The sequence below is a fragment of the bacterium SCSIO 12643 genome, from assembly GCA_024398135.1.
Taxonomy (GTDB): Bacteria; Bacteroidota; Bacteroidia; order Flavobacteriales_G; family Salibacteraceae; genus CAJXZP01.
Window position 1 is genome coordinate 931,412 of the sequence record CP073750.1, and the last position, 13,520, is coordinate 944,931.

Genomic DNA, 13,520 nt, shown 5'->3' on the forward strand with positions numbered 1-13,520 from the left:
TATGTTTAGGCTTGGTTTCTTCTTTCTAATTTTTAGCGTGAGTTTCCTTTACTCGTGTGATTCGGAGCCTTCACAAACTGCTGTTTCTGTTGTGCAACCCATATCTGTTACGGAGGCCATCTACACCAAAGTAGATTCGAATCAGCATTACGAAATCAATCTATCCTATCCGGTCATCCATGGTCCGGTTTCTGAATCTATATTAAACCAAATCAACAATAAAATTTCAGAAAGTTTCTATGCCTTTGTTCCTCAAAAGAGCTTTATAGAATCACATCAAGCGCTTCCTGAACATTATTATGATCAACCGGATTTATACGGCATTCTCCAAAGTTCTTTTGGGGTAACTCAATGTGATTCAATTTTACATATTTGGTTTTCGGTATACCAATATCCAATTGGAGCTGCGCACGGAGCTACATTATATCATACGATACATTTCAACTTAAATTCAGGAGCGGTTTTAGACTTAAATCATTTCTTCAAGTTGGATCAAAATACTCAAATCGCTCTTAAAGATGTGATCAATAAAAATTTACCGGATAGTACGTGTTGGGGAATCGAATCGGATTCTAATATTCAAATGCATATTGAAAAATTTGTATTAGATCACGACAGTATACGCTTCAAAATCAATGATTATGAACTATGCCCGTATGCCTTTGGTGAATCCAACATTTCTATTCATAAATCTGTATTTGACTCCATTTTGGTTTATAACAATAGCTTTAATTGTATAGAAATTTCCCCTGAAATAGAAACCGGAGCGATTGCGACTCATTAGTCATTCTTTGATTCTCTTCTCATCAAGAGAGTTTATCATGTTTTATTAACAACCCTTGATTTTCATAATTGTTCACCGCACTTTTGGCTTAAATAATTTGCCATGAAACAGTATTTGGATTTATTGCAACATGTTCTGGATAACGGGACTCAGAAAGGGGATCGTACAGGAACAGGGACGATCAGTACATTCGGTTATCAAACCAGATATGATTTAAGCGAAGGTTTTCCAATTGTAACTACAAAAAAGTTACACTTAAAGTCAATAATCCATGAATTACTTTGGTTTCTAAAAGGGGATACCAACATCAAATACTTAAAAGAAAATGGTGTACGTATTTGGGATGAATGGGCGGATGAAAACGGAGATTTAGGCCCTGTATACGGATATCAATGGCGCTCATGGCCTACTCCAAATGGAGAAAGCATTGATCAAATCACCAACGTCATCGAGAGCATCAAAAACAATCCAAATTCCAGACGCCATATGGTTTCTGCATGGAACCCCGCATTGGTAGATGACATGGCCTTGCCTCCTTGTCATACCATGTTCCAATTTTATGTAGCTGATGGCAAATTGAGTTGCCAATTATATCAAAGAAGCGCAGATTCGTTTTTAGGAGTTCCATTTAATATTGCTTCTTATGCGCTGTTAACAATGATGATGGCTCAAGTGACCGGATTAGAACCAGGAGAATTTATTCACACTTTTGGCGATCTTCATATTTACAACAATCACCTGGAACAAGTTGAATTACAACTTACCAGAGAGCCTAAGAAACTTCCGGTGATGAAAATAAACCCTGAAATTAAGAGTTTATTCGACTTCAAATATGAAGACTTTGAATTGGTAGGATATGAATCGCATCCACATATTAAAGGAATTGTAGCTGTTTAATTTGACTTATGAAGAATCCAACAGTTTCACTTATCGTAGCAATTGCGCAAAACCATGTGATTGGTAAAGACAACGATCTTATCTGGTTTCTCCCAAAAGACCTCAAGTACTTTAAGGATACCACTGCGGGTCATCATGTGATTATGGGACGTAAGAATTATTATTCTATCCCGGAAAAATTTAGACCTCTACCGGGCAGAACCAACATTGTAGTTACACGTCAGGAAAATATCATTCCCGAAAACGAAGATGTCATTGTAGTTAACTCTGTTGAAGAAGGAATTCGAATGGCTATTGAAGCCGGAGACCCTGAGCCTTTTATTATCGGTGGAGGTCAAATTTATAATTATGCATTAGCCAATCAATTGGTAGACAGAATGTATATCACTCAAATTCATCACGAATTTGAAGGGGATACTTTTTTCCCTCACTTCGACCAAAACAAATGGGAAAAAATTTCGTCTATACATAATGAAATTGATCATAGACACGAATGGGAATTTAGTTATGATGTGTATGAAAAGAAATAATTACAGCAGATAATTCTATAACAAACATCGGTGGTTTTGTCCCTGTAATAGTATAAAATTTCAAATACCCAACATATTCCCTACATTTGTGTTTAATTATTGCTTCATATTTATGCTTTATAAACGCATAATTAGTTAAAATCAAATTATGAAAGGTTTACTTACCGTACTTATTCTTGCTGGTTTACTTACCTATTCTTCGTGCAGAAATTCTGATCGTGATCGTGATACTTCAACTGAAGCCGCAGAAGTGTTTTGGATGTCAACCAATCATTTTAATAACATTATGCGTGAAGTACATCGTGTAGCCGTGGTAGATTCTGTACTGAATGGTGTTGATCCGGTAGATGCACTGGTTCCACAAGTCTGTTTGGACTCTTTTAATCGCGCACCTGAAGAAGGGCCTTTCCCAATTGATTTAACCATTTATTATAGTGAAGGCACTACATGTTCTGGAGCTAGAAATAGAGCTGGGAAAATTCATGCAAATATTGATGGCATCTATACGAATTTAGGAACAAAAATTAAAATTCATACCTCAAATTACACTGTTGATGGTTATGAAGTCTCCGCAGACATCTCTATGGAAGTGATTCATCAAAGTAAGGATACTATTATTTATGATGTTTTAATTACCAACGGTAGATTAGTGGACGCAAAAAACAAAAACAAAATTACGATTCAAGAAGGTCATCTAAATTTTGCGCAATATCAGGGAACCAAAACAATTTCAACAGCTGATGATGCTTTCTATATCTCAGGGACCGGAAATGGAATTGCCCAAAATGGTGTGATCTATACCTTCAATCATGAAGACCTTGTAATACTTAAAGCAGATTGTGAATATGAAACTTTTGGATCTTTTAGAGTAAAAGCGCCAAACCAACTGGATCGAATTTGTGAATTTGGAGAAGGTGGAGGATGCGATAATGTCATGTTGGTATCTATCCCACCAGCGAACGGAGATCAAGTCGCACAAATTCCTTAAGAAACTAAAAGGGCCGTAAATAATTTACGGCCCTTTTCTTTTATTTAAATCCTTTCTTTTTCAGAAGGGGTTCTATATCCGGTTTTTGACCTCTAAATTCTACATACAGATCCATTCCTGGTTCAGAACCTCCTTTACTTAACATCACTCTATATTTTTGAGCCGTAGTCTGATCAAAAATACCTGCATCCTTAAAAGCTTGAAACGCATCCGCATCTAACACTTCACTCCATAAATATGCATAATATCCAGCAGAATATCCACCGCTAAAAATATGTGAGAAGTAGGTACTTCTATATCTAGGTACTATTTCTTCAATCATACCCAATCTTTTCATTTCAGCTTTTTCAAACTCACGAGCTCCCTGGTCTGTCTTTTGATCAATATTATGCCATGCCATATCCAAATATGCCGCAGCCATATATTCCAATGTTCTAAAGCCTGAATTAAACTGATTTGCCTGATTCATTCTTTCTACTAATTCATCCGGAATGACCTCACCAGTTTGATAATGCTTCGCATAAAGTTTTAAAACCTCTGGCTCACTCATCCAGTTTTCCATTACCTGAGAAGGAAATTCCACAAAATCTCTGGGAACATTCGTTCCAGATTGAGACGCATATTTCACATTTGAAAATAATCCATGTAACGCATGTCCAAACTCATGAAATAACGTTTGCGCTTCCGAGAAAGAAAGTAATGATGGACTTTCAGGAGTTGATGGAGGGAAGTTAAAATTATTCGTCACAATAGGAGTTACCATTTCTCCCATATTAGACTGAGGTCTGATATCATTCATCCAAGCTCCTCCTCTTTTACTATCTCTTGTAAAAAAGTCCATATATAAAATCCCCAAATGGGTACCGTCATTTTCCAATACTTCAAAGACCTGTTGATCCGGATGCCAGGTAGAAATATCATCTCTTTGTTTGAACTTCAACCCAAACAACTTATTCGCCAACATAAAAGCGCCTTCCCTTACCGCGTTAAACTCAAAATACGGTCTGGTTTCTTCTTCATTAAAAGAATACTTCTCGGCTCTGATCTTTTCTACATAATATCTCCAGTCACTCCCTTCAAAAATTTCAGTAACACCATCTTTTTTCATTGAAGCTGCCAACAATGCCCTCTCTTCTTTAGCCATTTCTAAAGCCGATGGCCACAATTTATCCATAAACTGATAAACTGCCTCTGGATTTTCCGCCATGTTATTAGATAAAACAAAATCCGCATGCGTTTTATATCCCAACATATTTGCTTTTTCTAATCGCAAAGTCACCATTTCTTCCAAAATAGCTTTGTTGTCTTTTTCATTATCATTATCCCCTCTTAGGGCATATCCATCAAAAAGTTGTCTTCTATACTCACGATTTGTTGAAGATTGTAAAAAAGGATTAATACTTGGTCGTTGCAATGTAAATACCCAGCCATTTTCATGTCCTCTACTTAATGCTTCTTGATTCGCAATAGCTTTTAAATTCTTTGGTAGTTCTTTTATCTCATTTGAATCCGTGATATATAATTCAAATGCATTGGTTTCATCCAATAGATTATTACCGAACCTTTGAGATAGAGATGCTAACTGACTATTTATTTCTTTAAGCTTTTCTTTTTGTTTTGGGTCTAATTCAGCGCCTGAACGTACGAATGATTTATAGGTTTCATCTAATAACCTTTTATTCTGCCCTGTAAGTTCTTTTTCATTTGCATATACGTATTTCACGCGCTCAAACAATTTCGAGTTTAATAAGATATCATCATCATGTGCAGATAAAACTGGTGCTATTTTATTGGCCGTTTCTTTTAAAATTGGGTTAGTATTGGCCGCTTCAACTGCGTAGAAAAGATTCTTTACTTTATCTAAATCGCTACCACTTTTTTCAAAAGCAACAATGGTGTTTTCAAAACTTGCCTCTTCTGAGTTTTCAATAATCTCTGCGATTTCCTCATTATGTAATACAATGGCTTCTTCAAATGCAGGAAGATAATCCGTACTTTTAATTTTATCAAATGGCGGGGTTCCAAATGGCGTATCCCATTTTTCTAAAATCGGATTTTTTTTCATTTTATTTTCTACTTTTTTTTCTGATTGATTTTCATTTGTTGTTTGGCAAGAAACAATTGATAATAAACCAATTACCATCAACATCCATTTACTTTTTTTATTCATTTATTTAAATTAAAATTAAAAAAATCACATTTTCTTTAAATTATTTTCCATTCTCCCCAACCTTTCCATTTTTAATATCGTCTTTGATAATGTAAACCCGTTTTTCTCACCTATACATTAGGTAATAACGAAAAGAACCGAAGTTAATAGCTTCGGTTCTTTTTTTATAGACATTTTTTATGCTTTCGGAATTTGAACTAATGTTTCCAAAAGATAATCCCAGAACTTAGCGACAGATTTTATATTCACTCTTTCATCCGGAGAATGCGCACCTTTAATCGTTGGTCCAAAAGAAATCATTTGAACTTCAGGGTAATTTGTTCCTAAAATCCCACACTCCAATCCAGCATGACACGCATTTACATGAGGGTCTTCATTATACATCTTGGTATAAAGGTCACTCATGATACTAACGATTGGCGCATCTGGTTTTGGTGTCCAACCCGGGTAAGAACCACTGTGTTCTACGTCAGCATTCATCATTTCCATAGCACATCTCACACTATTCGCAATATCCCATTTTTGACTTTCTACTGAACTTCTTTGAAGCGTTTCAATACTGATATGGCCGTCTTTCACCAACACACGAGCTAAATTGGATGAAGTCTCTGTAAGGTTTTCCATATCCGGACTCATTCTCCAAATGTTATTTGGGATGGTATAAACTGTTCTTACAAAATTCTTTTGTTCATTTTCCGGCATCACCATATCCGGGCAATCCACTTCTTTAAACTCCAATTTAAAATTAGGATCTGTTGTCCCCAATTCAGCTTTTATTTCTGTAGCTAAGTCCTCTGCATAACCTCTAAATCCATCCACATCTTTAACCGCCACAATAGCTTGAGATTCTCTAGGAATCGCGTTTCTCAATCCTCCTCCATCAATAGATGCTATGGCTACACCAAATTTTTCACAGGCTTGCCATAAAAAACGGTTCATGATAAGGTTGGCATTACCTCTTCCTAAATGAATATCCATTCCAGAATGTCCACCTGTAAGGCCACTCACTTTTAGGAAAACTCCTTTAGAACCTTCCTGAGGAGTTACAGCTTCAAATGATTTCGTTCCAACAGTATCTACTCCACCTGCGCAACCAATAGTCAATTCATCATCATCTTCAGTATCCAGGTTCAATAAGATTTTACCATCAAGTTCACCTCCTTGCAGACCTTTAGCTCCGGTCATACCTGTTTCCTCATCAATTGTAAATAAACCTTCTAACGGAGGATGTGGAATTTCCGTAGAGGCCAATAACGCCATAGCTGCCGCCACACCCATTCCGTTATCCGCTCCAAGTGTCGTCCCCTTAGCAGTTACCCAATCACCATCAATATATGATTCAATACCTTGCGTTTCGAAATCAAAATCGGTATCGGCATTCTTTTGCCATACCATATCAATATGACCTTGTAAGATCACCCCCACTCTATCTTCCATTCCTGGAGTCGCAGGTTTCTTAATAATTACATTTCCAATTTGATCTACCTTGGTTTCCAACCCCAAGCTTAAACCAAAATCTCTTACATATGCTCTTACTTTATCTTCTTTTTTTGATCCTCTAGGTATCGCATTTAAATCCTCAAAAAAGTTCCAAACTGATTCCGGACTTAACTTTCTTACATCTACGCTCATCGTTATTAAATTTTTCCCAAATTTACAATCTAGGAAACGATTAAAAAACAATAAATTTTGTGATTTATAACAGGTTCTTTTAGTTCCATTTATATGAAAAATTAGGGCAAAAAAAAGGCGTCTCGTGGGAGTCGCCTACTCTTTGGGGATGAGTTAACCCTAACTAAAAGCTGGGCTATTTTTGAGAACTTTTGAAGATTCAACCGCTACATCAACTCTCTCGTTTGTAGCCATCTTATTGGTAATCATTTTTAAGTCTTCATTCATTTTCACCATTGTTTCGGTTGAACCGAAAAATATTGGAAATCTCTTTGAATAAGGCTTTCCTTTAGAAGTAGAATATACTAAAGTAAATGCACCTCCGTACCATGTTTTTTCTACTGAAAAATCCTGAATTTTAGCTTTCACAAAACCTAATTGAGATGAATGAATTGTATTTCTGCTGGAAAATAAACCTGCTCTTTCTATTTCTAAAACTGCATCTTCAGAATTATACTTAATGAAAATGTTTTTTGACATAATCAACCCTGCAAAAATGAAGAGTGATACAGCGATTGAAATGTGGATTAGATCAGAGAATGGCTGAATCTGAGTAAGCAAAATACCAACATTGACTATTCCTAGTAACAGCATGATGTAAAACACTGCTTTTAGAATAGGCTTGGCATATAAATTATTTACTTTCATCGAACCGAAATTTTTCCATTATTATTTCCATTTCAAAACTACTTTTTATCACCTTTGTTAAAATTGTCACAGGTTACTAACATTAAACAGCAAAATGTTAATAACGGCAATTTTCTGTTAACAAAAAACGCCACAACACATTTATTAAATGAGTAATAACACCCCATTAGCTGAGAAATTAAGGCCTTTATCTTTTGATGATATTATTGGACAAGATCATCTTGTTGGACCGAATGGTGTCATACAAAAAGCAATGAAAGGTGGGCGTGTTCCATCATTAATTCTATGGGGCCCTCCCGGTGTGGGTAAAACGACCATGGCTCAAATTATAGCCAAAGAAGCCAAAAGGCCATTTTTCACTTTAAGCGCTATAAATTCAGGAGTAAAAGACATTCGAGAGGTCATCCAAAAGGCTTCTAAAAACGATATGTTTAATGTGGGGCAACCTATACTCTTCATAGATGAGATTCATCGATTTAGTAAATCTCAACAAGATTCATTACTGGGAGCGGTTGAAAAAGGCACCATTACTCTAATAGGTGCGACTACTGAAAATCCTTCGTTTGAAGTTATTCCTGCGCTCATTTCAAGATGTCAGGTCTACACATTAAATGCTCTTGCAAAAGACGACTTAGTTCAACTTCTAAATAAAGCGATATCTACTGAAAAAGAATACATAGACCGTAAAGTGTCGATCAAAGAATATGAAGCACTATTAAGAATATCTGGTGGTGATGCCCGAAAACTGCTGAACACCTTACAACTTGTTTTAGATTTTCTACCTGAGAAATCTCCTGTAGTCACAAACCAAAGAATTGAAGAAATTGTCAAAGAAAACGTCCTACGATATGATAAAGGTGGAGAAATGCATTATGACGTCATATCTGCATTTATAAAATCTATTCGTGGGAGTGATCCAAATGCTGCGGTATACTGGTTGGCAAGAATGATCGAATCGGGAGAAGACCCCAAATTTATTGCCAGAAGATTACTTATATCTGCTTCTGAAGATATTGGAATGGCCAATCCAAATGCGCTATTACTGGCTACCAATTGTTTTAAGGCGGTTGAAGTTATTGGATATCCTGAATGCGAAATCATTCTATCTCAAACTACAGTATATCTGGCAACTTCACCTAAAAGTAATGCCAGCTATAGTGCCATCAGAATAGCTAAAGAAGCCGCCAGAGCACATGGAAACCTATCTGTTCCGTTACACCTCAGAAACGCACCAACTAAATTAATGAAAGAGCTTGGATATGGTGAAGAATATAAATACAGTCATTCCTATCCAAACAATTTTGTTGAACAAGAATTCCTTCCGGAAGAGATTTCAGGAACAAAATTTTACGACCCGGGAATAAATGCACAAGAAAACAAAATACGCATCCGTCTGCAGGATAACTGGAAAAACAAGTACGATTATTAACGTTTTATAGCTTCAAAATTGGGAAACAAACTAATGTTGCGAGTTTTACCAAAAAAACACAAATTTGAAGCTGATGAAAAAATTCGTTTTTTTATGGGTTATCGTTATTTTGTTTAGCGGCTGTAGAAAGGAACCAATATCTTGGGATGTTGATACGCTTTTCCCTATTATGCATACAAAAATGACGCTACAGCAAGCTATCCCTGATAGTATGATTAGCACTGGTATTCATCAAGACCTCAACTTGATTTACAACGGAACTCTTATTGACTTCCGTTTGGATTCGGTGGTTTCCATGCCGGATACAACCATAAAGGATGAATTCTTCCTCCCAATTGGAAGTCTCACTTTACAACCTGGACAAAACTTTTTATCCGATACCAATTATACCAGATACGATCTTGGAGGGGCGCAACTCACCCAGCTTAACATTCAAAGTGGTACCATAGAATTAAGACTTTCCTCTTCACTTAATGAAGCGAGTGTTCTCGAATACGCTCTTCCAACTGCCACTAAAAATGGCATTCCATTCTTTGTGAAAGAAAACATCCCTGCTGGAACATCTAATAATCCAACCGTAATCGTTAGAACTTACGACATTTCCGACTACAATATTTCTTTAACAGGAATCAACAACAATGATTATAATATTATCTCCAATGCGTATCGCGCATATATTGATTCTACAGGTAGTCCAGTAGTTGTAAATCAAGGGGACAAGTTCGTGGCACAAACCACTATGACCGGAATCACACCAAATTATGCCAGAGGATATTTTGGAGTACACCATCTTACTGAAGCCGCAAATGATCAGGTTATTGATGCATTTCAAAACATTTCAAGCGGTACAATGGATCTGGATGCAGTTTCCATGGTTTTTAAAATTAAAAACGACATTGGTGTAGATTTAAAAGTAAATATAAACGAACTAACAGGGACCAACTCAAATAATAACACGACAATTACCCTCAATAGTCCTCTATCCAATAGCCCTATTAATCTAAATAGAGCTAGCGAAGATAATGGCGCATATTCCAATATCCTGCCCACAACTTACCAAACAAATCTGGACCCAACCAATTCAAACATCACTGAGTTTGTAAGCAACCTTCCTGATCAATTAAAATATGATTTTGACATTGTGTTAAACCCTTTAGGTAATGTGAGTAACTCCAATGATTTCATTTACCATAATACAGGAATGGAGATTGCTTTAGATGCAGAAATCCCATTTAAATTTAGCGCATCAAACCTGGTCATCGTTGACACCAGTGATTTTGATATTGACTCCACATCACAAGATGAAGTTCAAAAAATCCAAAGTGGCTTTATAAATGTTTACGCAGATAATTGGTATCCATTTGATCTCACCGCTCAGTTCTATTTATTAGATCAAAATGCAGTGATTATCGACTCAATATTCGAGACACCTCAGATTATTCTGGCGGGTACTCCGGTATTTGGTGTAGTTGACCATCCTATGTCCTCTACGATTCAAGCACCGGTATCACCATCAAAAATTGACCACCTCTACGAAACCACACATATTTTCACCAAAGTGAAAGTGAATTCTCCTGATACTGGGAAAACACAAATCTACTCTAACTACAATCTGGATATTCGGGTTGTTGGAGATTTTAAATATTTAATTTCCATCAAATAAGCATGTTCGATAAAATACTGTTGATCATATTAATTACTCTTTTTCCAATATTGGGTTTTAGTCAAATCACATTTGATGATTCAGATTATAATTTGGATACCAATAAAATCACTATTGGAATTCGTTCCGAAGCCTATAACAATTCCAATGCGCTCAACTCAATGGTTCTAAATACCGCTTTATTTGGCGGATATATATCAAGAGAAGACCGTGCGCATATGGCCTCAAAACTTAGAGCAACCAATAATACCGGATCATATTTAAATAATTCCATTTTCTATTCTCAACGAATAGATTCTTTATTTGGATCTGAGGTTTCCAAACTTTCGTTTCACGTCAACTTGGCGGATAAACAAGAAAACTTATCTGTTTTTAGTGAGAATGCAGCCCTACTCTCCTTTTATGGGAATAAGCAATATGCAGGAGAATCTGTAAGGCTCACACCTTTTGATTTTAATCAAATCCATTACTCAAAATTTCAATTAGGCATTTCTAAAGAATTTAAATCTGGAAATAAATTCAACGTTGGTATTGCTTTTCTCTATGGTCAAAATAATAGACGAAGCGAAGTTGAGAGATTAAACTTAATCGTTTCAGAAAATGGAGATCTAATTGGTACAGATGCTGAATTATCCATCTTCGAAACTGACCGTGGGAATACAGGTTTCTTTAATTATAATGGTGCCGGGACGAGTATAGATATGTCAGGAGTTTTCAACCTTCATCTATTAAGCGATTCTACACATCCTGCCAAATTTCACGTATCCATTCAGGACTTTGGGTTTATTCAATGGCATGCAACTTCCTCTGAAATAAGTGCAGATACATTCTACACATATGATGGCATTCATTTTCAAAACATTTTTGATCCAAATGCAATAAATACTGGAGGCAACCCAATTGAAATTATAGATAGTATTTCGACAACAACACTGAAGTCATTTACCACATTCGTTCCAGCAACTATTAGGTTTTATCTTCAACAAGATTTTAACCAATGGACATTTGCAATCGGAGGTATGCAAAGAATCAACGCCTTTTATTATCCTTTTTTCTATGGTAAAGCGGGATACCACTTCAACTCATCCTGGTTATTAAGTGGGCAACTGAATTATGGTGGCTATGGCGGATTAGGAGGCGGATTGGAAATTCAGTATATTACGCCAAAATATAATTTCAAATTGGGTAGCACCAATATTGAAGGATTTATAGCTCCAACGAAAATTGCCGGGCAAAGTATTTATTTTCTTTTAAGCTATAAGATATCATCATGAGCATTCGAGTAATCATATTATTTCTTGTTCTAAATCTATTTCATCAAATCGGATTTACGCAATATGATACGACCTGGATTAAGACTTATGGAGGGAATCGTGACGATATTTCAAGGGACTTTATCCAAACACATGATAGTGGTTTTTTATCTATTGGATCTACAAGTAGTTTTGGATTTAATAACGCTCAAATGTATTTCTTAAAGCTAGATTCAAATGGCGCTATTCAATGGACTAAGAGTCATGGTGGACCTGGTCAGGATTGGGGAAATGCAGTAATCCAAACTTCGGATAATGGTTTTTTAGGTGTAGGTTATTCCAATAGTTATGGGGCAGGTGGCTTCGATTTATATCTGGTAAAATTGGATAGTAATGGTGACTTGGAATATGAAAAATACTACGGTGGGGTCGATTGGGATTTTGCCTGGGACGTCATTGAATACCGACCTGGAGAGTTTTATATAGTTGGTGAAACGCAAAGTTTTGGAACCGGAAATACAGATGGATGGATCGTACAATTTGATGAACCTACTCAAAATTTCACATGGGATACTACCTATGGTGATATTGGGCCGGACGGTTTACGTGCTATCTCTCAATTTAGAAATGGGACATTATCATGTACTGGGTATTATACCAATACCGGAGAAACACAATCAGATCTATTATACCTTAACTTTTCTCCAAATACACATTCCACCAATACACTATTAACTTTAGGAGATACTTTAAATGACGGTGGAAATGATATTACCTTATTTTCCGATAGCACCGTAATGATCACAGGTTACACCTATAGAAATGACACCTCCAGAACATATACCTTAAGAATTGATGACCAAAACAACATACTACGGCATGAGATATGGTCTTTAGGTGATTATGCTGAAGGCAAAAGTGTTGTTGAGAGACCAGATGGTTATGCAGCTATTTTCAGCTCCACACATTTTGCTTCTATGGGCTACGAATTCTGGTTCTATTTTATGGACACTTATGGATCTGGAACTGCAGGATCATTACAAGATGATTACGCTTCAAAAATGATTATTTCTAATCGTGGCTATTACATGATGACAGGATATACCGAGGGATTTGGAGCTACTTATCCTGACATTTTAATCTACAAAACGGATACTGGTAATTACGATCCAAACAATTTTTATAAAATCGAAGATGGTCAAAACATAGTAAGCGTTTCTCCTGCACAAAATGTGGATGGAACCATTGAAATTAATTTTAACAATGACTTTCTAAATATTCAACAACATAGTTCAAAATCTGATATACTACACGTTTTCATCACAAATGTTTTAGGACAAAATATATTATTCCGAAAAACCACAGATTCTTATCTGGTTATTCCTACTTCGCAGTTAAATAAAGGAAGTTACTTCTGTACCATTCTTTTAAATAACGGTAGGCGAATCACTAAACAATTTACAGTGCTCTAAAAATTAAAACCCCAC

The 13,520-nt window shown here is 36.1% G+C and carries 11 protein-coding genes; 8 read left to right on the forward strand and 3 right to left on the reverse strand.

All coding sequences use genetic code 11. From position 1 onward, the window contains the following. Nucleotides 1–37 precede the first annotated feature (37 nt). The 4 genes from KFE94_04020 (at nucleotide 38) to KFE94_04035 (ending at nucleotide 3,199) form a co-directional block, all read left to right on the forward strand. Nucleotides 38–784: a DUF4163 domain-containing protein gene (locus KFE94_04020; GenBank protein UTW67290.1), complete on the forward strand. Its 747-nt coding sequence runs from the start codon at nucleotides 38–40 to the stop codon at nucleotides 782–784. A gap of 102 nt (nucleotides 785–886) precedes the next feature. Further along, entirely contained in the window at nucleotides 887–1,681 is a 795-nt protein-coding gene (locus KFE94_04025) for a thymidylate synthase (protein ID UTW67291.1), read from the forward strand. An 8-nt stretch (nucleotides 1,682–1,689) separates the two neighbouring features. Further along, a complete protein-coding gene (locus tag KFE94_04030; GenBank protein ID UTW67292.1) occupies nucleotides 1,690–2,211 on the forward strand; it encodes a dihydrofolate reductase in 522 nt (173 codons plus the stop codon). Nucleotides 2,212–2,359: 148 nt separating this feature from the next. Then, nucleotides 2,360–3,199 carry a hypothetical protein gene (locus tag KFE94_04035; protein ID UTW67293.1) on the forward strand — a complete coding sequence of 280 codons (840 nt, stop codon included), beginning with the start codon at nucleotides 2,360–2,362 and terminating at the stop codon, nucleotides 3,197–3,199. Between the two features lie 40 nt (nucleotides 3,200–3,239). Here KFE94_04035 and KFE94_04040 read toward each other — a convergent pair whose 3' ends face one another. The 3 genes from KFE94_04040 to KFE94_04050 form a co-directional block, all read right to left on the reverse strand. After that, nucleotides 3,240–5,369 carry a M3 family metallopeptidase gene (locus KFE94_04040; protein ID UTW67294.1) on the reverse strand — a complete coding sequence of 710 codons (2,130 nt, stop codon included), beginning with the start codon at nucleotides 5,367–5,369 and terminating at the stop codon, nucleotides 3,240–3,242. A 177-nt stretch (nucleotides 5,370–5,546) separates the two neighbouring features. Further along, nucleotides 5,547–7,001, reverse strand: a complete 1,455-nt coding sequence (locus KFE94_04045) for an aminoacyl-histidine dipeptidase (GenBank protein UTW67295.1) — start codon at nucleotides 6,999–7,001, stop codon at nucleotides 5,547–5,549. Between the two features lie 159 nt (nucleotides 7,002–7,160). Beyond that, entirely contained in the window at nucleotides 7,161–7,688 is a 528-nt protein-coding gene (locus KFE94_04050; GenBank protein UTW67296.1) for a hypothetical protein, read from the reverse strand. A gap of 148 nt (nucleotides 7,689–7,836) precedes the next feature. Here KFE94_04050 and KFE94_04055 point away from each other — a divergent pair, with 148 nt between their 5' ends. From KFE94_04055 to KFE94_04070, 4 genes are all read left to right on the forward strand, one after another. Next, complete coding sequence (locus tag KFE94_04055; GenBank protein ID UTW67297.1) at nucleotides 7,837–9,117, forward strand: replication-associated recombination protein A; 1,281 nt, start codon at nucleotides 7,837–7,839, stop codon at nucleotides 9,115–9,117. A gap of 73 nt (nucleotides 9,118–9,190) precedes the next feature. Continuing rightward, entirely contained in the window at nucleotides 9,191–10,780 is a 1,590-nt protein-coding gene (locus tag KFE94_04060) for a hypothetical protein (GenBank protein ID UTW67298.1), read from the forward strand. Between the two features lie 2 nt (nucleotides 10,781–10,782). Further along, a complete protein-coding gene (locus KFE94_04065; GenBank protein ID UTW67299.1) occupies nucleotides 10,783–12,054 on the forward strand; it encodes a hypothetical protein in 1,272 nt (423 codons plus the stop codon). Then, on the forward strand, nucleotides 12,051–13,505 hold the full coding sequence (locus KFE94_04070; GenBank protein UTW67300.1) for a T9SS type A sorting domain-containing protein: 1,455 nt from the start codon (nucleotides 12,051–12,053) through the stop codon (nucleotides 13,503–13,505). The genes KFE94_04065 and KFE94_04070 overlap by 4 nt, the downstream gene beginning before the upstream one ends. The last annotated feature ends 15 nt before the right edge of the window (nucleotides 13,506–13,520 follow it).